Genomic DNA, 18,799 nt, shown 5'->3' with positions numbered 1-18,799 from the left:
TCGGGAGAGAACTTGTTGGTCGTCTTGCTTGTCATGGCTCCACCTTCTCAGGAGTTGGAGCCTCCGATCAACCCGGGGCGGTTCAGAGCAATCTGGACGGAGCGTTTGAGGTTGCTGCCGAGCAACTCGAAAGGGGATCGGTGTTGCTGGTCGACGACGTGGTCGACTCTCGTTGGTCTTTAACGGTGATCGGCGCGCTCCTTCGGCAGGCCGGAGCAGGGCCAGTCTTTCCGCTTGTGCTGGCGTCAGCGTCAGCGGCGGAAAACTAAAGGAAAGTGATGGGAGTGTTATCGCCCGATACCCAGGCAACCTTGCTACTGGTAGGTCAATTTGCTCGCTCGCCCGAGGTGAAGCCGCTTACGATAGCGGAGTATAACCGGCTTGCGAAGCAACTGCTCGATTTAGAGATGCGCCCGGCGGATATCGTGCGCCAGGTGCCAAAGAGTCTCATAATAGATTCAGATCGGATCTCGAAACTGTTGGCGCGTGGAACGTCGCTTGCATTGGCTGTTGAGCGTTGGTCGCAGCTCGGGATTAAGGTGATCGGCCGAGGTGACGCGTTTTATCCCTCACTGCTAAAGAAAAAACTTCGCAGTGCCGCCGCGCCGATCCTCTATCTCGCTGGTAATTCGGAACTGCTCGACGCCGAAGCAGTTTGTATCGTTGGTTCACGCAACGCGTCAGAGTCCGGATTGGAGTTTGCGGCCCAATTAGGACAGCGCTGTGCTTCGGAAGGCTTAGTCGTGGTGTCGGGCGACGCTCGTGGAGTCGACCGTGTAGCTATGGAAAGCGCTATTGAAGCGGGAGGCAGCGTCACTTCGGTTTTGGTCGATGCGCTCGCGAAAGCGGTCCTTGCTAAGCGAAATCGTGACCCAATTCTTTCGGGAAAGCTCGTCCTCGTCACTCCTTACGACCCCGACTCTAGCTTCACCGTCGCAAACGCTATGGATCGCAATAAGTACATGTACGCGCTCGCGTCCGCGGCGGTGGTGGTCGACAGCGATACCAAGGGCGGTACCTGGACGGGTGCCGTTGAGAACGAGAAGCATCGTTGGACGCGAGCCTTCGTTCGGTTAGCGAACGACGCCGCGCCCGGAAACCAGCGTCTAGTCCACCTTGGACTGCGGCCCATCGCGAACCTTGAGAGAAGTGGGTCTCAGAGTCTAAGACAGTTCCTATTTTCGGACGCCGAGGGTGGTTCTTCGCAACTCGGCCTGCCAGTAGAGCCCACGCCACCCGCTATCGAGGCGCCGCATTCGGCCAAGTCCTTGTATGATTTCTTTATCGAGGCTCTTACCGAGTGGCTGACTGACGGGCCCCAGTCAGACACTGCAATCGCGGAGCGATTTGAGCTCGAACGAGAGCAAGTCAGGTCCTGGCTCGACCGGGCTCAGGGATCGGGCGTTGTTCAAAAGCTCCAGCGACCGACGCGGTTTGCGATTCAACTTGACCCACCTAGCTCTGGAAAAACGGAGGTGAATTCTTAATTGCGATATTATCGCCTCTTCGATATCCCAGGTGCGTAGTACTGAAGGTATCAAGACTCTCAGACCCTGCAATTCCCCCAAGATTTGAGGAGAACCTGTCGAAGAGTGGTCTGCTACGTGCAGGGAGGTCAGAGTATTCCGGCCTTGATCGACATCAGGGGCTGGCTGCGTGTTGCAAATCATGAACGCGGCCGGTGCCAAGCGTCCGCTCATGGCGCAAACGCCCGGCGCAACACAAACTCCCGCGACCTGCCGTTTTCAGCAACTTGATGCGCAAGCGGATGGCTGCTCGTTCGAGATCCCGACCGATAGCGGCTTTGCTGACCAGTCTGCATCCGATCGCCGGCTTCCCCACCCCCCTCACGGCACAAATATCAAAAACACATACGTGCAAAACACCACCAGATGCACCAGCCCGGTCAGGAACGTCGTTCTTTCCGTGCTGAAGCTCACATTGCAGATGAAGAGCGCCAGGACCAAAAGCACCGTGTCGGTCGCCGGCAGCCCCAGTGTCAGTCCTCTTCCGGTCAGCAGGCTGGCGGCGGCTATGCCTGGTATTGTCAGGCCGATCGTGGCGCAGGCCGAACCCATGGCGACGTTCAGGCCGCGCTGCAGTTCGTTGTTGAGCGCGGCACGAACCGCCGAGATCGCCTCCGGCATCAAGACCAAGCCCGCGATCATTGCGCCGACAATGGCGTCCGCCTGGGCCACCTGGTAGGCGACGAGAGCGTCTTCGACACTTGCCGCGACCTGCTCGGCCAGCATGACGATGCCGATCAGCCCGATCAGCAGGAGCAGAGCGCCGGCGGCGAGGCTTTCGTGGGCGTCGGCTCGCACCGCGGCGCCGTGTGCTTGTGCGTCGATGAAATCGTCGCGGTGGCGGACAGTCTGCGCGAACAGAAAACCCGCATAAAGCAGCACCGAAAGCACGCTGACGAAGCCGAGTTGCGCCGCCGAGAACGTGCCGGGATCGGTGGTTCGCGTGTAGGTCGGCAGAATGAGCGTCATGACGCTGAGCGCGACCAGAACCGCCAGGTAGGCGCTGGTCCCTTGGCGGACGATCGCCTGCTTGCGATGGCGCCAGCCGCCAAACGTCAGACACATGCCGACGACGCCGGTGGAGGTGATCATCACCGTCGAGAACACGGATTCGCGCGCAAGCGTCGGGTTGTTGGCGCCGTGCAGCATGATCGAAACGATGATCGACACTTCGATTGCCGTCACGGCGATGGTCAGCACCAACGTGCCGTACGGCTCGCCTACCCGCCTGGCCACCGCCTCGGCGTGGTCGAGCACGACGAAAATGGTGATGAACATGATCGCGCTCGACAGCGCGCCGATGAATATCCTGGTGCCCAGCGACCCTTCGTCCACCGATACCCCGCTGGCCCTGACCGCGACCGCCATCGCCAGGGCGGCCAGCGGCATGCCGTAGGAAACCGCCGATCTTGCCAAACCACTCATTGTCATTCTTCTGCGTTCCCGCGGTTGCAGCCGTTGTTGCGCACTGCAACCATTCCCGCCCAGAGCAATCGCATATCATGGGTCATGACGTGCCCCCGTCGCTGCGTACCCTACCCCCTAACCCTCCCCACGCCCCTTGTGGGGAGGTGGGGTCCGCTTCGACAAGAATCCTCCTGCCCAGGGACACCTCCTGTCCCGGCACAAAGCTCACGCGTTAGCCGGGCGTGTTGGCCTTGACGACCTTCTTGCATTCGGGCGTCAGCTCGCTCATGTGATCGGCCAGGCATTTGACGACGCGGCCACCGCCCGGCAACACGCCCTTGCACAACTTCTGGTAATCTGCCTGGCAGGCCTCACGCTCGGCCGCCGTCTGCGCCAGCGCCGTGGTGGCTGCCATCTGAGTTGCCAGGAAAAGCACGCTTAACCCAATCCGCATGGAACACCCCCCTCAAACATGTTGCCCAAACAACGCCTCCGTCACGCTATACGAACGGAAGCCTTTTCACGCCGTCTTCTGCGTCACTAATCCCAGTTCATCGATCATCGCCTGGCGCATCAGGTATTTCTGCGGCTTGCCGGTCACCGTCATCGGCAATTCGGTGCGGAAGCGGATGTAGCGCGGGATCTTGAAATGGGCGATCTGGCCGGCGCAGAAGGCCTTGATCTCCTGCTCCGTGGTGATCTGGCCGGGCTTCAGCACGATCCAGGCGCACAGTTCTTCGCCATATTTCGGGTCGGGAATGCCGAACACCTGCACCTCCTTGACCTTGGGGTGGCGATAGAGGAACTCCTCGACCTCGCGCGGATAGACGTTCTCGCCGCCGCGGATGACCATGTCCTTGACCCGGCCGACGATGTTGCAATAGCCCTCGGCATCGATGGTGGCGAGGTCGCCAGTGTGCATCCAGCCGTCGGCGTCGATCGCCTCGCGGGTCTTTGCCTCGTCGTCCCAATAGCCCTTCATCACGGAATAGCCGCGCGTGCAGAGCTCGCCCGGCGCACCGACCGCGACGGTGGCGCCTTCGGCGTCGATCGCCTTGACCTCGACATGAGGATGGACGCGGCCGACGGTCGAGACGCGCTTTTCCAGGGGATCGTCGACGCTGCTCTGGAACGACACCGGGCTGGTCTCGGTCATGCCATAGGCGATGGTCACCTCGGCCATATGCATCACCGACACTACCTTTTTCATCACCTCGATCGGGCATGGCGAGCCGGCCATGATGCCGGTGCGCAGGCTGGTGAGATCGAAGGAGGCGAACTCCGGATGGTCGAGCAGGCCGACGAACATTGTCGGCACGCCGTAGAGCGCGGTGCAGCGTTCCGTTGCCACCGCCTTCAGCGTGGCGCCGGCATCGAACCCCTCGCTCGGGAAAACCATGGTCGCGCCCTTGGTGACGCAGCCCATCGTGCCCATCGACATGCCGAAGCAATGGTAGAGCGGCACCGGGATGCACAGCAGGTCGTCGACGGTGAGCCGGATTGCCGCGGTGACGAAATTGCCGTTGTTGACGATGTTGTTGTGGGTCAGCGTCGCGCCCTTTGGCGCGCCGGTCGTGCCTGAGGTAAACTGGATGTTGATGGCATCGTCCGGTTTCAACCCGTCGGAGATGCGGTCGAGCCTGTCATGCTCGTCGCGCCCAGCCATCGCCAGCACGTCGGCGAAGTTGAACATGCCCGGCGAACTCTCCTCGTCCATGCGAATGACGATCTTCAGCGACGGCAGTCTGTTGGCATCGAGCTTGCCCGGGGTGGCCTTGGCGATCTCCGGCGCCAGCGTCTCGATCATGCCGAGATAGTCGGAACTCCTGAATTTGGCGGCGGTGACCAGCGCCTTGCAGCCGACCCTGTTCAAGGCATATTCCAGCTCGACCAACCGGTAGGCCGGGTTAATGTTGACCAGGATCAGGCCGATGCGGGCGGTGGCGAATTGCGTCACCAGCCATTCCCAGCGGTTCGGCGACCAGATGCCGACGCGGTCGCCTTTCTCGAGGCCGAGCACCAGGAAGCCGGCGGCCAGCGCATCGACGGTGTCCGACAGTTCCTCCCAGGTGAAGCGCTTGTCCTGCTCGACGAAGACGGCGGCATCGAGCGTGCCGTATTTGCCGACCGTATCGGCAAACAGCGCCGGGATGGTCAGGTTGAGCAAAGGCACGCTGCGGTCGCCCGAGACATGCGCCGTGCCGTCGACAGGCGCAATGAACGAACCGCCCTCGCGATTGCCGCGCAGGCTGGTGGCATTCTTCAACTCGTCGAGATTGATCGGCATCGCCGTGTCCTCCGCAGACGGGCCGAGCCTATCAGCCCGGCGGGGTGGTGGAAATCCCGTCGATGGTAGGGCTGGGTGGGAACTCGCCCTGCCGGGCCGAAAACAAAAAACCCGCCTCGGCGGGCGGGTCTTCGGGGCCAATTGGCACCATAGCGAGATTAGTAGCATAGCTGCCGGCACAAAGCAAGAACAAAATTGCTGTGTCTTCGGGAAATCGCTTCAGGTCGGTGCCGCGGCTTGACCGCTGGATCCAGCGTTGGTGGTTGGCGAAAGCCGAGGCGATATCCGATCTCCCCCCTTGCGGGGGAGATGCCCGGCAGGGCAGAGGGGGGTGCGAAGGATCGCCAAGTTCGACTTCAGCCACCCCCAACCGAGAACGGATGAGGCTCCGATTGGCTGACAGGTCGGCGGGACAGCACCCCCCTCTGGCCTGCCGGCCATCTCCCCCACAAGGGGGGAGATTGGCAGCTTCGCCGACGGCGCCTGCTCCGCAATCGTCAGCCTGCGTTCACCAGCGCCATCCTGGCCGCAATATCGCGCAACACCGCCTCGTCGGCCGCCGCCCGCATCTTCCGCGACGCCACGAGGCAGGCCTGCGAGCGCAGGATCAGGCCATCGGCCAGCACCTTGAGATGGTTGGCGCGCAGCGTCGCGCCTGACGTGGTGATGTCGACGACGATGTCGGCCAATCCGGCTGCCGGCGCGCCTTCGGTGGCGCCGAGGCTTTCGACGATGCGGTAGACCTGGATGCCGTGCTTTTGCGAAAAGAACTGCTGGGTCAGGCGCCAGTATTTGGTGGCGATCCTGAGCCGCCGGCCATGGCGCTGACGGAAATCGGCAGCGACGTCGTCGAGGTCGGCCATCGTATCGACATCGAGCCAGATGTCGGGCACGGCGACGACGACATCGGCATTGCCGAAACCGAGGCGGGCGATGATTTCGGCGCGCGTTTCGCAATCGGCAAGGTTTTCGCGCAGCAGATCCTCACCGGTGATGCCGAGATCGACCGAACCCTGGCCGATTTCGCCGGCGATTTCGGAGGCCGACAGGAAGGCTATCTCGACGCTCTCCATGCCATCGATACGGGCGCGGTATTTGCGCTCGTCGCCGGGCAGGCTGACGGCAAGCCCGGCCTTGGCCAGCACCTCCAGCGCCTGCTCCTTGAGCCGGCCTTTCGACGGGATCGCCAGCGTGATCATGGTGCCGTCTCCCGCAGCGCCTCGATGCGGTCGAGCCAGACGGAAAAGCCGACGCCGGGGATCGGCGTTTTGGCGCCGAGCAGCGTCAGCAGCCGGTCGTAGCGGCCACCACCGGCGAGCGGCCGGTCGCCGCCTTGCGCCGCGATCTCGAAGACGAGGCCGGTATAATAATCGAGCGGGCGGCCGAAGGCGGCATCGTAGCTGATTTCAGACATCGGCAGGCCGAGGCTTTCGATGGCCGCCGCGCGGGCCGAAAAATTCTCCAGCGCAGCCCCCAGCGAAAGCCCGGCATCGGCGGCGAAAGTTTCGAGCGCCCCGGCGGCGCTGTCGAGCGGCACGTCGATCGCCAGAAAACTCTTCAACGCCGCGAATGCCTCGCTCGACAAGCGTACGCTGCGCAATTCGGCCTTCTCGATCAGCCGCCGCGCGATTTCGGACGGCGAACGCCCGGCCGTTGCCGACAGGCCGGCCTCTTCCATGCCGACGGCGATATGCGCCGAAAGAGCTTCCAGATCGCCGTCGAGGACAAGGCCGGCGACCGCGCCGGCGAGCTGGCTGTTGCGCGGCGGATTGGCGAGGTCGGCAAGGGCTGCCTCAAGCATCGGCGCCGAGCCGAAGGCGCGGGCCAGCCGCATGCGCCAGCCGCGCGGCAGGCCAAGCGCTGCCAGCACCGCCTCGAAGATGGTCTGGTCGCCAAGCGTCACCGCCAGCTCCCGGCCGGGCAGCACCAGCGAAAGCAGCGCATACGCATCGGCCAGCGAGCGCGCGTCGGCGGCGGCCGTGTCGCGGTCGCCGAGGTCCTCGATGCCGGCCTGGAAGAACTCGTTGCCGCCCTCGCGGCGCTGGCGAAACACCTCGCCGAGATAGGAATAGCGGCGCGGCGTGCCGGCCTGGCTGGCAATATGGTCGAGGCAGACCGGAATGGTGAATTCCGGCCGCAGACAAAGCGTCTGCCCGGTCTCGCTTTCGGTGAGAAAAATCCGCCGGCGCAAATCCTCGCCGGCCATGTCGAGGAACGGATCGGCCGGCTGCAGAACCGCGACCTCGACCGCATGGCTGTTGCGCGCGGCGAAGAGCGTCGCGATGTCTGATGCGATGGCGGGATAGCGGGAGGTCATGGGGATGTGGGGCGCGAGGCACCCCCCTCTGGCCTGCCGGCCATCTCCCCCGCAAGGGGGGAGATTAGTCTCGTCGCCGCCGTCGCCAAATTATCAAAATAGCAAAGGAGGCGCCGACGGCGAAGCTGCCAATCTCCCCCCTTGCGGGGGAGATGGCCGGCAGGCCAGAGGGGGGTGCTCACGCGCCACCTTTCGCCCGGTCGGCCGCCTGCGCCGCCAGTATCTTCTTCACCTCGGCGACCAGCTCACTCTCCGCCACCGTCATCTGCGCCGGCCGTGCGGCGCGCCATTCGGCGTTGTCGGCGATCTCGGCCGACATTTTCGCGCCCTCGATCAGATCCTTGATCTGCACCTCGCCCTTGGCGCGCTCGTCGCCGCCCTGGATGACGGCGATCGGGCTGCCGCGGCGGTCGGCATATTTCAGCTGCGCCTTCATGCCGGCGCCGCCGAGATACATTTCCGAGCGGATGCCGGCGGCGCGCAGCTCGGCCACCATCTTCTGGTAGCGGCCGAGGCTTTCCGTATCCTTGTCCATGGTCAGCACGACGACCGGCGCGATCACGTCCGAAGTATCGAGCTTGCCGAGGTTCTTCAGCGCCGTCATCAGCCGCGAGACGCCGATGGAAAAGCCGGTCGCCGGCACCGGCTCGCCACGGAAGCGCGAGACCAGACCGTCGTAGCGACCGCCGCCGCCAACCGAGCCGAAGCGCACGATCTGGCCGTCCTCGTTGGGGATCTCGGCCAGCAGCTCGGCCTCGTAGACCGGGCCGGTGTAATATTCGAGGCCGCGGACGACGGAGGGGTCGATGCGGATGCGATCCTCACCGTAGCCGCTTTGCGCGACCATGGTTCTTATCTGCTCCAACTCTGCAAGGCCCTCAACAAACGAGGCGTTCGTGATGCCCAGATGTTCGAGTTTCCTTTCCTCGATAAGATTGCTGAGACCGGGGTTGATGGATCCCAGTGTCTGGACAATTTCTTCGGGATCGTGCTGCGCCATGACTGTGAAATAGCTGATCACGACGTCGATCTGCGTATTGTCCAGCCCAGCACCCTTGGTGAAATCACCGCTCTCGTCCTTGCGCCCCGCGCCCAAAAGCAGGCGCACGCCCGCGACGCCAAGCTTGTCCAGCTTGTCGATCGCCCGCAGCACGGTCAGCCGGCGGCCGATATTCTCGTCGCCGCCAAGGCCGATCGCCTCCAGCACGCCATCGAGTACTTTGCGGTTGTTGACGCGGACGACGTAATCGCCGCGCTTGATGCCGAGCGCCTCCATCACGTCGGCCATCATCATCGCCATCTCGGCATCGGCTGCGACACCCGGCGTGCCGACCGTGTCGGCGTCGAACTGCATGAACTGGCGGAAGCGGCCAGGACCGGGCTTCTCGTTGCGGAACACCCAGCCGGAGCGATAGCTGCGATAGGGCTTCGGCAGGCGCTCGAAATTCTCGGCGACAAAGCGCGCCATCGGCGCGGTCAAATCGTAGCGCAGCGACAGCCACTGGTCGTCATCGTCCTGGAACGAGAACACGCCCTCGTTCGGCCGGTCCTGGTCGGGCAAAAATTTGCCGAGCGCATCGGTGTATTCGATCAACGGCTGGTCGACCGGCTCGAAGCCGTAAAGCTCGAAGACCGAGCGGATCGTGGCCATCATCTTCTCGACGGCGCGCAGATCGTCGGCGCCGCGGTCGACAAAGCCGCGCGGCAGCCGCGCTTTCATCTTTTCGGATTTGTCGGCCATGGGATGGGTACTTTGCCAAGCAATTGGTGACTTATTTCGGGTCGGCGTGTCCTACCGATGCAGGCCGGAGAAGGCAAGGGTTTGCGCTTCTCCCTGCTCCCCCTGCGCGAGAAGGCAAGAAAAAGAAGCTGAAACAATTGCGCCATGCGCGCGGCATCGTGCCGACACAATCCGGGCCGATAAGCGCGCCGAAACAAGGGGTCGGGGCCATGGCCACGCTAGAAAAGTTCGACATCATCGATAGCGGCGCACGCGACGCCTCGGTCCGGCTGCGGCCGGCCGATGGTTATGCGCCAAAAACGACGAAGCAAATCGCCGGACCGTTCGAGATCGCGGCGCAACAGCGCAGCGGGCCGACCATGCGCGACGTGCTGATGACCGGCCTGCTGGTGATCTATCCGGTGTTCGCCGCGCTGGCGGCCATCCTCGCCGGGTTTTTCCTGGCCGGCGCCGGCGGTGCCTGAGCCGCTATTTCGGCCGCTTGAACGCCTTCCGCTCCGCCTCGACCGGCTCGCGGCAGACGCAGCCCTCGAGATGGTCGTTGACCAGCCCCATCGCCTGCATGAAAGCGTAGACGGTGGTCGGGCCGACAAAGCTCCAGCCGCGCTTCTTCAGCTCCTTCGAAATGCGGACCGAGACGGCCGTCGTCGGATTGGCGCGCAGATGGGCGAGATCGACGATCTCGGGCCGCTCGTCGGGGCCGGGCTCGAATTTCCAGAACCATGCGGCCAGCGAGCCGGCCTCGTCGATGAGTTCGCGGGCGCGTTTGGCGTTGTTGATGGTCGAGACGATCTTGCCGCGGTGGCGGATGATCCCGGCATTGCCAAGCAGGCGCTCGACATCCTGGTCGGTGAAGGCGGCGATCTTGTCGACATCGAAGCCGGCAAACGCCTCGCGGAAATTGTCGCGCTTGCGCAATATGGTCAGCCAGGACAGGCCCGACTGAAAACCTTCGAGGCAGATCTTTTCGAACAGCCGGCGATCGTCGGCGACCGGCCGGCCCCATTCGTGGTCGTGGTAGTGCAGATAATCCGGCAGATTGCCGTGCCAGAAGCAGCGGGCGATGCCGTCGGGACCGGCAAGCAGACCTGTCTTTTCATCCATGGCGGAATTCCGTTCGTGTCTTGGCGTTAACGCGTTTTGACGCTGCCTTTACCGCGGCTTTACCAGATTCCTGAACCGGGCGGTAACCACACCAAAAGCTTTACTGACAGATCGGCATTTTACGCATTCCGATTCATGTTTCGGTTGCCGCTTCGCGCCCAATGTCGGCGAAATCGGGGAGGCTTTGCACCCCGGCATGTTCGACGATCAAGGTGCGTTGCGATGAAGACATTCTTGTTCCCACTGTTCGGCGCCGCGGCCATGCTTGCGGCCGGCGCCGCCAATGCCAACGACCGCTATGCCGAAAGGCCGCCGGTGGTGGTCAGCCCCGACCTTTCGGCGCCCTGGGTGCTGCAGCTCGGCCATGCGCCGGGCATCGTGCGGCAGAGCCGGCAGGAGACGCAGCCGCAACGGCGCTACCGGCGGCTGGCCGAACCGGATCAGCTGCGCACCGCAGCGGTGCAGGCGCCGGCCAAGCGCATGGTGATGCGGCCGCAGATCGACCCGATCTATCTGCCGCAGGAAGTCGCCTATGACGGCCCGCAGAAGCCGGGCACCATCGTCATCGATACGCGAGAGAATTTCCTCTATCTGGTCGGGAAGAACGGCAAGGCGCGGCGCTACGGCGTCGGCACCGGCAAGCCGGGCTTCGAATGGTCCGGCACCCACAAGATCACCAACAAGCGCGTCTGGCCGGACTGGCGGCCGCCGGCGGTAATGATCGCCCGCGAAGCCGCCAAGGGCCGCTATCTGCCGACCTATCTCGCCGGCGGTATGGAAAACCCGCTCGGCGCACGCGCGCTCTATCTCGGCTCGACCGAATACCGCATCCACGGCACCAACCAGCCCTGGACGATCGGCGGCGCGGTGTCGTCGGGCTGCATCCGCATGCGCAACGAGGACGTAGTCGATCTTTACGAACGCGTGAATATCGGAACAACGGTGGTGGTGATATAGTTGCCGCAGCGAATCATCTGGTCTAGAAAGACATTAGCTTTGGCTTTCTGAGGCCAGATGAATGAATAACGGGGGACGGGCCGTGTGGGGATGCGGCCAGTCACGAAAGGGCAGCGCGGCAAGCCGTGCTGCCCTTTTTGTTTCCGCCAACGCCAGCAAGAATTGACGGGAAGATTTTGCCGGCACGTCGCGCCACCGGCATGGCGGTTCGTTTTTCGCACTGCCTTTTCGCCGTTGCTTTGCTATGTGGCGGCTAAAATCCAGATAAAGGCCCCATCCCGATGTCCCTTTCCGACGACAGCCGCTATCTCAGAGGCGGCCCGGTTGCCCAACGCATCATCGCCGGCGTGCGCGAGGACGCGGCGATCGCCACCGCCGAAGGCTTTCCGCCCAAGCTGGTGTCGATCACCGTCGGCGATACCGCGGCGGTCGACGTCTATGTCCGCAACCAGCGCGCCAAGGCGGGGCTTGCCGGTATCGGCTTCGAGGAAAGGCGTTTTCGCGCCGACATCACCGCTGGTGAACTCGAAGCGGCAATCCACGGCCTGAATGCCGATCCGCGCGTCACCGGCATCATCATCCAGCGGCCGGTGCCGGTGCACATTCCGATCAAGACACTGCAGGCGGCGGTGCATCCGCTCAAGGACGTCGAGGGCATGCATCCGGCCTCGATCGGCAACATCGTCTATAACCAGCTCGACCTGGCGCCCTGCACCGCCGCCGCCTCGGTCGAACTGCTCAGGGAAACCGGGCTCGACCTCAAGGGGCTCGAAGTGGTGGTCGTCGGCCATTCCGAGATCGTCGGCAAGCCGATCGCGTTCCTGCTTATGAGCGAAGGCGCGACGGTGACCGTCTGTCACCACATGACGCGCTCGGTGGCGGCACACGCACGCCGCGCCGACGCGCTGTTCGTCGCGGTCGGCAAGCCGCGGCTGATCAAGGCCGACATGGTCAAGCCGGGCGCCGCCGTCATCGATATCGGCATCAATTCGGAAATCGGGCCGGACGGCGAGAGCCGCATCGTCGGCGACGTCGATGCCGAGAGCGTCAGGCATGTCGCGTCGTGGATCACGCCGGTGCCGGGCGGCGTCGGCCCGATCACCGTGGCGATACTGCTGCGCAACACGATGGTGGCGCTCAGCCGCCAGCGCGCCCGCTACCAGGCAACCTACGGCACGGCGGACAGGCTGGCGGCGGAGTAGGCGCCGTCGCATCACTCGGCCGCGATGACCGCCCGGTCGTCGCGAACGCCTTCGGGCTTCGGCCCACCGTAGGCCCAGTCGAGCAGCTTTATCGTATGCACCACCGGCAGCTTGGCGGCAGACGCGATCTGGGTGATGCAGCCGATATTGCCGGTGGCGACGATTTCGGCACCGGTCGCTTCGATATTCCTGACCTTGCGGTCGCGCAACTGAGCCGAAATCCCGGGCTGCAGGATGTTGTAGGTGCCGGCCGAACCGCAGCAGAGATGCCCTTCGCGCGGCTCGCGCACGACGAAGCCGGCACGGGCGAGGAGTTCCTTCGGCTGGCGGGTGATCTTCTGGCCGTGCTGCATCGAGCAGGCCGAGTGATAGGCGACGATGGTGCCCGGTCTACGCACCGGTTCCGGCAGGTCGAGGCTTGCCAGATATTCGGTGATGTCCCTGGCCAGCGCCGAGACGCGCGCCGCTTTGTCGGCATAGGCCGGATCGAGGCGCAGCATGAAGCCATAGTCCTTGATGGTGGTGCCGCAACCCGACGCGGTGATGACGATGGCATCTAGCCCACCCTGGTCGATGGCGCGCGTCCAGGCGTCGACGTTCCGACGGGCGGAGGCCAGGGCAGCGTCCTCGCGTCCCATGTGATGCACCAGCGCCCCGCAGCAGCCCTCGCCCTCGGGCACCACGACCTCGACACCAAGCCGGGTCAGCAGCGAGATCGTCGTGTCGTTGATGCTGGGATCGAGCACCGATTGCGCGCAGCCGGTGAGGATGGCGACGCGGCCATTTTTCTTCGTCCCCTGCCCCGCATGGACGCCCGGCAAGGCCATCGGCGAGCCTGCCGGGACCGACGCCGGTGCGAGCCTCAGCATGGCGCCCAGAGGCCTCAAGGCCTGGATTTTCTCAAACAGGCCGGCGAATGGCTGGCCGAGTTTCGCCAGCTTGAGCGCGGCGCGGAAGCGCGAGGGATAGGGCAGCACGAAGGCCAGCATGGCGCGCGTCAGGCGATCGGCCAGCGGACGCTTGTAGGTCTCCTCGATATGGGCGCGGGCATGGTCGACCAGATGCATGTAGTTGACGCCCGACGGGCAGGTGGTCATGCAGGCGAGGCAGGACAGGCAGCGGTCGATATGGGTGACGATCTGCTTGTCTGCCGGACGGCCGTTTTCCAGCATGTCCTTGATCAGGTAAATCCGCCCGCGCGGTGAATCCAGTTCGTTGCCTAATGTCACATAGGTCGGGCAGGTGGCGGTGCAGAAGCCGCAATGCACACATTTGCGCAGGATCTTCTCCGATTCCGCGACATGCGGATCGGCGAGCTGGGCAGCTGAGAAATTGGTCTGCACGTAAACGAATCCTTACCGTTTGAGCATGATCTTTTCCCAAAACCGGTATCCACTTTTGGGGATCATGCTCATAATCCCAGAAACCAGCTTTCCGGGTTTTTGACCGGCTCGCCGCGCTGTAGCGCCTGCAGGCCGAGAATACAGCGGGCGATGAACCAGACGGCGACGGCAACCATCAGCACGACACCGACGACCACGACCATCAGCAGCGCCGAGATCAGTGCATAGAGCAGGCCGATCCAGAAGGTGCGGATCAGGAATGTGTAATGGCTCTCGACGAAGCCGCCGGCCTTGCCGCGATTGATATAGGCCAGGACGATGCCGACAATGCCGCTGACGCCGATGGCTAGGCCGGCGAGATAGAGGATGTAGATGACCAGCGCATTGGTCGGACCGGGCTCCAGCCAGCGGTCGGTCTGGCGTGACGTACCGTTTTGACCTGGATCGCTCATTGGGCTCCTCCCTCGGTTGCCGGCGAAAGAGTAGCAGAGCCTGCGCCCGGCGCCATCCGGCCGGGATTGAGGATATTCTTCGGGTCGAATTCGGCCTTCAGCCGCGCCGACAGTGCTGCCAGTTGCGGCGCTTGCGGTTCGAACACCGGAACGGCGGCGCGGTGCGAAAGGGTTGCGCGCACCAGCGTCGCATGGCCGCCGCCGTGCCTTCTGATCAGGCCGCGCAACAGGCCGGCCTCGGGATCGTCCTGCTGCATGCGCAGCCAGATCAGCCCGCCCTGCCAATCGTAGAAGGCATCGACCGCGGCCTGCATGCGCAGCGCCAGCACCATAAGGTGGCCCTGCGACGGCGCCATCGAGACGCGCCATACCGGCCTTTCGCTGCCATCGGCGAACGGCGCGCAATCGCGGATATCGCGCCAGACCGAATACGAGACCGAACCCGAAATCTCATGCAGCGGCCCGGCGTTTTTCAGCAGGTCTTTCAGCGCGGCGATGCGGTAGGCGACCGACGGGCCGAAGCCCTCGATGCGCAGCAGCGTCGCAGCATCGCTGCCGAGACTTCCGCCGGCGACCCGCGCGGCGACCCGTTCGGGAAGATGGGCAGCGCTTGACACTTCGGCGCTCGAGCCGAGCGCCAGCGCCATGGCGGCGACGGCATGATCGTCGAGCAGGCCGCGGATCGCGAGCGTGACTTCGGTCTCGGCTGAAGGCAGCACCTTGAAGGTGACATCTGTGAACATCGCCAGTGTGCCCCAGCTGTTGGCCATCAGCTTGGACAGATCATAGCCGGTGACGTTCTTGACCACGCGGCCGCCGGACTTGAAGGCCTCGCCGCGCCCGGAAACGGCCGCTATGCCGAGAATGTGGTCGCGTGCAGCACCGGCCTTCAGCCGGCGCGGCCCGGAAAGGTTCGCGGCGAGTGCGCCGCCGATCGTGCCTCGCCCTGGCTCACCGCCGAGCAGCGGGCCGTAATCCATCGGTTCGAAGGCCAGTTGCTGGCCGTTTTCGGCAAGCAGGCTTTCGATCTCGGCCAGCGGCGTGCCGGCTTTTGCCGACAGCACCAGTTCGGCCGGCTCGTAAAGCATGACGCCGGAGAGTTTGGAAAGGTCGAGCGTATGCTCACTCTGCTGCGGCCGGCCGATGCCGCGCTTGGAGCCGTGGCCGACGATTTCGAGCGGCGAGTCTTCCGCCGCTGCCCAAGCGATGGTGGAGAGGGTTTCCGCGGCGGTTGATGGGGTGAAGGTGGTCATGCGGCGGGTGCGCCAATCGTAAATGAAGAGAAGCCGCGATCCTTCCCACCCCCCTCTGTCCTGCCGGACATCTCCCCCGCAAGGGGGGAGATCGGATGTCGCTTCGGCTTTCGCCAACCACCAACACTTGAAGGCGAGCAGGACGTTGAAGCAGCCAATCTCCCCCCTTGCGGGGGAGATGTCCGGCAGGACAGAGGGGGGTGTTCAAGCGCCAACCCTCAAAACCTCGGAATGTCCGGAAACGCGGTCTGCCCGCGATGCACGTGCATCCGCCCGAGTTCGGCGCATCGTCTTAGCTGCGGAAATACCTTGCCCGGGTTGAGCAGATGGTTGGGGTCGAAGGCGCATTTGACGCGCATCTGCTGGTCGAGGTCGATCTGGTTGAACATTTCGGGCATCAGGTCGCGCTTCTCGACGCCGACCCCGTGCTCGCCGGTCAGGACGCCGCCGACCTTGACGCAGAGCCGCAATATGTCGGCGCCGAAGCTTTCCGCCTTGTCGAGTTCGCCCGGCACGTTGGCGTCATAGAGGATCAGCGGATGCAGATTGCCGTCGCCGGCGTGGAAGACATTGGCGACGCCGAGCCCGTATTTCTCCGACAGTTCGCGCATGCCGGCGAGGACGCGCGGCAGTTCCTTACGCGGGATGGTGCCGTCCATGCAGTAATAGTCGGGCGAGATGCGGCCGACCGCAGGGAAGGCCGCCTTGCGGCCGGCCCAGAAACTCAGCCGCTCCTGCTCCGACTGCGAAATGCGGCATGTGGTCGAGCCGTTCCTGTAGGCAATGGCTTCGACCAGGCCGATCAGGTGATCGACCTCGACACCCGGCCCGTCCAGCTCGACGATCAGCAGCGCCTCGACATCCAAGGGATAGCCGGCCTGGACGAAATCCTCGGCGGCGTGGATGGCCGGGCGATCCATCATCTCCATGCCGCCCGGAATGATGCCGGCGCCGATGATGTCGGCGACGCATTGGCCGGCCTGCTCGCTGGTCGGGAAGCCGATCAGCAGGGCACGCGCCGTCTCCGGCTTCTTCAGGATGCGCACGGTGACCTCGGTGACGACGCCGAGCAGTCCTTCGGAGCCGGTCATCACGCCGAGCAGGTCGTAGCCCTCCGCGTCGAGATGGCTGCCGCCGAGGCGCACCACCTCGCCATTCATCAGCACCATCTCGATGCCGAGCACATTATTGGCGGTGAGACCGTATTTCAGGCAGTGCACGCCGCCGGAATTTTCCGCGACATTGCCGCCGATCGAGCAGGCGATCTGGGAGGATGGATCGGGGGCGTAATAGAAGCCCTCCTGCTCGACGGCGGTGGTGATGCCGAGATTGGTGACGCCGGGCTGGGCGACGACGATGCGGTTCTGAAAATCGATCTCGAGGATGCGGTTGAAGCGGCTCATCACCAGCAGCACCGCGTCCTCCAGTGGCAGCGCGCCGCCGGACAGCGACGTGCCGGAGCCGCGCGGCACGACGCGGATGTTGCGGTCGCTGCAATATTTCAGCACCCGCGAGACCTGCGCCACGGTTTGCGGCAGCACCACGACCAGCGGCAATTGCCGGTAGGCGGTGAGCCCGTCGCTCTCGAAGGCGCGCATTGCATTGGCGGCGTCGACGACGCCCTCGCCCGGCACGATGATGCGCATATCGGCGACGATCTCGTCGCGCCGGCGCATCGTGGCGTCGTCTGGTTTCGGCATGGCAAGGCCGGACATCGACAGCCTCCTTCGATCGACTGGTAAAAATCTTTTACCAGCGACGGCTGTCGGTTGCAAATGCCGCTTTGGCCGGGATAGGAGGCCTGTGGCCGGGACAGCCTTCCGCAGCGGCAATCTGCCGCTGCGCGCCCCGCACTACTCGCCCGGCTGCTTGCCGGGTTCGGAGTGCATGCGGCGGACGCGGCGCACGCCCCACCAGACGAGCAGGACGGCGAGCGGCACCGAGGCGGCGGTGACCATTTCCGGCGCAAAGGCATGGCCGAAGATCGAGGCGCCCTTAGCGACGTAGCCGATGAGGCCGACGACATAGTAGGACACCGCGGCGACCGAGAGCCCCTCCACCGTCTGCTGCAGCCGCAATTGCAGGCGGGCGCGATTGTTCATCGATGCCAAGAGATCGCGGTTCTGCTTCTCGACCTCGACGTCGACCCAGGTGCGCAGCAGCGTGGTAGCACGGGTGAGCTTCGTCGACAGGTTGGCCTGACGCTCCTCGACCGAACGGCAGGTACGCATCGCCGGCGCGACGCGCCGCTGCAGGAACCCGCCCCAGGTGTCGTAGCCGGGCACCGCCTCTTCCTCGAGCGCCTCCAGCCGTTCGCGGACGATGCCGTCATAGGCGCGGCTGGCGCCGAAGCGGTAGAGGCTGGAGGCGGCATCGGCCTCCAGTTCGGCGGCCAGTTCGGTCAAGTCGGCAAGTAGCGTCTGGCTGTCGCGGGTCTCGGCGACCTTCATTTCCAGCGTGGTCTGGGCCAGCCTGTCCTCGATGCGGCGGGCACGCCCCGAAAGCGTCAGCGCTAGCGGCAGGCCGAGCATGGCCAGCGTGCGGTAAGTTTCGATATCGATCAGCCGCTGCGACAGTGCCCCGGTGCGCGCCGGCGTCAGGCCGCGGTCGAGCACCAGCATGCGGGTCAAGCCGTCGCCATCCTGACGGAAATCGGTGACGATGGCCGCGTTGCCGCGCTCGACCAGCGAATAGCACAGGCTGGTCGGGTCGAAACCGGCGATCAGTTTTTCGTTCGCCGGCGTCCATTTGCGGATTTCCAGCCTGATGCCGGAAATCACCGTGCCCGGCGGCGAAAACCCGTTGCCGAAGGGTGTGTCTTCTTGCCCCCTGCCGTTTTCGGCGAGCGGGCCTTCCCAGAGATAGGTCGAGAACTCCGTGTGGCGTTCCCAGCGCAACGAGCCCTTGCCCCATTTCATCGCGTGGTGGCGGGCGTGAGGGTCGGGCGCGGCGATGCCGAGGCGTCGCGACAATTCGGAAAGCACGGCCTGATCGACACCGGATCCAGCTTCGGTCATGAAGGATAGTTGCACCAGCACGCGCGGCTTTTCGACCAGCGGCTGCGGCCGCGCGTGGACCTCGCCAAGCGCGCCGGGGCGACCTTCATGCGCCGGAAAACCCATGACGCTGCCGCCCACGGCTTTGGCGCGCAGCTGGAATTCGAGGTTGGAAGGGTCGGCGTCTGGCACGGCTGGTCCCCAGAGCTTCTCT

17 protein-coding genes are annotated in these 18,799 nt (G+C 64.3%); 5 read left to right on the top strand and 12 right to left on the bottom strand.

Going from position 1 to position 18,799, the window contains the following annotated elements; genetic code table 11:
- Positions 1-269, top strand: a 269-nt coding sequence (locus tag NKH21_RS26625) for a hypothetical protein (protein WP_502911917.1), incomplete at its 5' end; no start/stop codon positions are given.
- Positions 270-284: 15 nt separating this feature from the next.
- Positions 285-1,487 carry a DNA-processing protein DprA gene (locus tag NKH21_RS26620; protein ID WP_352671642.1) on the top strand — a complete coding sequence of 401 codons (1,203 nt, stop codon included), beginning with the start codon at positions 285-287 and terminating at the stop codon, positions 1,485-1,487.
- Between the two features lie 360 nt (positions 1,488-1,847).
- On the opposite strand, the gene NKH21_RS26615 is transcribed toward NKH21_RS26620, so the two are convergent.
- From NKH21_RS26615 to hisS, 6 genes are all read right to left on the bottom strand, one after another.
- On the bottom strand, positions 1,848-2,951 hold the full coding sequence (locus NKH21_RS26615; protein WP_352671644.1) for a calcium:cation antiporter: 1,104 nt from the start codon (positions 2,949-2,951) through the stop codon (positions 1,848-1,850).
- A gap of 214 nt (positions 2,952-3,165) precedes the next feature.
- Entirely contained in the window at positions 3,166-3,348 is a 183-nt protein-coding gene (locus NKH21_RS26610; RefSeq protein WP_352671646.1) for a cysteine rich repeat-containing protein, read from the bottom strand.
- A gap of 105 nt (positions 3,349-3,453) precedes the next feature.
- Positions 3,454-5,220, bottom strand: coding sequence for an AMP-binding protein (locus NKH21_RS26605; protein ID WP_352671648.1), 1,767 nt, complete (start codon positions 5,218-5,220; stop codon positions 3,454-3,456).
- Between the two features lie 497 nt (positions 5,221-5,717).
- Positions 5,718-6,419, bottom strand: a complete 702-nt coding sequence (hisG, locus tag NKH21_RS26600) for an ATP phosphoribosyltransferase (RefSeq protein ID WP_352671650.1) — start codon at positions 6,417-6,419, stop codon at positions 5,718-5,720.
- Positions 6,416-7,537, bottom strand: a complete 1,122-nt coding sequence (locus tag NKH21_RS26595; protein WP_352868539.1) for an ATP phosphoribosyltransferase regulatory subunit — start codon at positions 7,535-7,537, stop codon at positions 6,416-6,418. Before NKH21_RS26595 ends, hisG begins: the two co-directional genes overlap by 4 nt.
- 178 nt (positions 7,538-7,715) lie before the next feature.
- Positions 7,716-9,278, bottom strand: coding sequence for a histidine--tRNA ligase (hisS, locus tag NKH21_RS26590; RefSeq protein WP_352868536.1), 1,563 nt, complete (start codon positions 9,276-9,278; stop codon positions 7,716-7,718).
- A gap of 209 nt (positions 9,279-9,487) precedes the next feature.
- Between hisS and NKH21_RS26585 the strand changes: the two genes are divergently transcribed.
- Entirely contained in the window at positions 9,488-9,742 is a 255-nt protein-coding gene (locus NKH21_RS26585; protein WP_352663965.1) for a hypothetical protein, read from the top strand.
- 4 nt (positions 9,743-9,746) lie between these two features.
- Here the strand turns inward: NKH21_RS26585 and NKH21_RS26580 are convergent, their stop codons facing one another.
- Positions 9,747-10,382 carry a DNA-3-methyladenine glycosylase I gene (locus NKH21_RS26580; RefSeq protein WP_352663967.1) on the bottom strand — a complete coding sequence of 212 codons (636 nt, stop codon included), beginning with the start codon at positions 10,380-10,382 and terminating at the stop codon, positions 9,747-9,749.
- A 222-nt stretch (positions 10,383-10,604) separates the two neighbouring features.
- Here NKH21_RS26580 and NKH21_RS26575 point away from each other — a divergent pair, with 222 nt between their 5' ends.
- Positions 10,605-11,339, top strand: coding sequence for a L,D-transpeptidase (locus tag NKH21_RS26575; protein WP_352663969.1), 735 nt, complete (start codon positions 10,605-10,607; stop codon positions 11,337-11,339).
- Positions 11,340-11,620: 281 nt separating this feature from the next.
- The gene (locus NKH21_RS26570) at positions 11,621-12,541 is read left to right on the top strand and encodes a bifunctional 5,10-methylenetetrahydrofolate dehydrogenase/5,10-methenyltetrahydrofolate cyclohydrolase (RefSeq protein ID WP_292664484.1); all 921 of its coding nucleotides are present in this window, start codon (positions 11,621-11,623) and stop codon (positions 12,539-12,541) included.
- Between the two features lie 11 nt (positions 12,542-12,552).
- Here NKH21_RS26570 and glcF read toward each other — a convergent pair whose 3' ends face one another.
- The 5 genes from glcF to NKH21_RS26545 all read right to left on the bottom strand — a co-directional run bounded on the left by glcF (position 12,553) and on the right by NKH21_RS26545 (position 18,777).
- The gene (gene glcF, locus NKH21_RS26565) at positions 12,553-13,884 is read right to left on the bottom strand and encodes a glycolate oxidase subunit GlcF (RefSeq protein ID WP_352663971.1); all 1,332 of its coding nucleotides are present in this window, start codon (positions 13,882-13,884) and stop codon (positions 12,553-12,555) included.
- A 68-nt stretch (positions 13,885-13,952) separates the two neighbouring features.
- Positions 13,953-14,336 carry a DUF4870 family protein gene (locus NKH21_RS26560; protein ID WP_352663973.1) on the bottom strand — a complete coding sequence of 128 codons (384 nt, stop codon included), beginning with the start codon at positions 14,334-14,336 and terminating at the stop codon, positions 13,953-13,955.
- Positions 14,333-15,589, bottom strand: coding sequence for an FAD-binding protein (locus NKH21_RS26555; protein WP_352663975.1), 1,257 nt, complete (start codon positions 15,587-15,589; stop codon positions 14,333-14,335). The genes NKH21_RS26560 and NKH21_RS26555 overlap by 4 nt, the downstream gene beginning before the upstream one ends.
- A 218-nt stretch (positions 15,590-15,807) precedes the next feature.
- Positions 15,808-17,304, bottom strand: a complete 1,497-nt coding sequence (locus NKH21_RS26550; RefSeq protein ID WP_352663977.1) for an FAD-linked oxidase C-terminal domain-containing protein — start codon at positions 17,302-17,304, stop codon at positions 15,808-15,810.
- 138 nt (positions 17,305-17,442) lie between these two features.
- Positions 17,443-18,777, bottom strand: coding sequence for a DUF3422 family protein (locus NKH21_RS26545; protein ID WP_352868530.1), 1,335 nt, complete (start codon positions 18,775-18,777; stop codon positions 17,443-17,445).
- Positions 18,778-18,799: the final 22 nt, after the last annotated feature.

Origin of the sequence: Mesorhizobium sp. M1329, from assembly GCF_040318035.1 — a bacterium.
Taxonomy (GTDB): domain Bacteria; phylum Pseudomonadota; class Alphaproteobacteria; order Rhizobiales; family Rhizobiaceae; genus Mesorhizobium.
The sequence above is the reverse complement of the archived record's forward strand: the minus strand, read 5'-3'. Positions and strand labels throughout refer to the sequence as shown.

Excerpts from the sequence above, each read along its gene's own strand:
- NKH21_RS26555 (WP_352663975.1), bottom strand. The coding sequence starts at position 15,589 with ATGACCACCTTCACCCCATCAACCGCCGCGGAAACCCTCTCCACCATC.
- hisS (WP_352868536.1), bottom strand. The coding sequence starts at position 9,278 with ATGGCCGACAAATCCGAAAAGATGAAAGCGCGGCTGCCGCGCGGCTTT.
- NKH21_RS26560 (WP_352663973.1), bottom strand. The coding sequence starts at position 14,336 with ATGAGCGATCCAGGTCAAAACGGTACGTCACGCCAGACCGACCGCTGG.
- NKH21_RS26595 (WP_352868539.1), bottom strand. The coding sequence starts at position 7,537 with ATGACCTCCCGCTATCCCGCCATCGCATCAGACATCGCGACGCTCTTC.
- NKH21_RS26550 (WP_352663977.1), bottom strand. The coding sequence starts at position 17,304 with ATGTCCGGCCTTGCCATGCCGAAACCAGACGACGCCACGATGCGCCGG.
- NKH21_RS26585 (WP_352663965.1), top strand. The coding sequence starts at position 9,488 with ATGGCCACGCTAGAAAAGTTCGACATCATCGATAGCGGCGCACGCGAC.
- NKH21_RS26610 (WP_352671646.1), bottom strand. The coding sequence starts at position 3,348 with ATGGCAGCCACCACGGCGCTGGCGCAGACGGCGGCCGAGCGTGAGGCC.
- NKH21_RS26580 (WP_352663967.1), bottom strand. The coding sequence starts at position 10,382 with ATGGATGAAAAGACAGGTCTGCTTGCCGGTCCCGACGGCATCGCCCGC.
- hisG (WP_352671650.1), bottom strand. The coding sequence starts at position 6,419 with ATGATCACGCTGGCGATCCCGTCGAAAGGCCGGCTCAAGGAGCAGGCG.
- NKH21_RS26570 (WP_292664484.1), top strand. The coding sequence starts at position 11,621 with ATGTCCCTTTCCGACGACAGCCGCTATCTCAGAGGCGGCCCGGTTGCC.
- NKH21_RS26575 (WP_352663969.1), top strand. The coding sequence starts at position 10,605 with ATGAAGACATTCTTGTTCCCACTGTTCGGCGCCGCGGCCATGCTTGCG.
- NKH21_RS26605 (WP_352671648.1), bottom strand. The coding sequence starts at position 5,220 with ATGCCGATCAATCTCGACGAGTTGAAGAATGCCACCAGCCTGCGCGGC.
- NKH21_RS26615 (WP_352671644.1), bottom strand. The coding sequence starts at position 2,951 with ATGAGTGGTTTGGCAAGATCGGCGGTTTCCTACGGCATGCCGCTGGCC.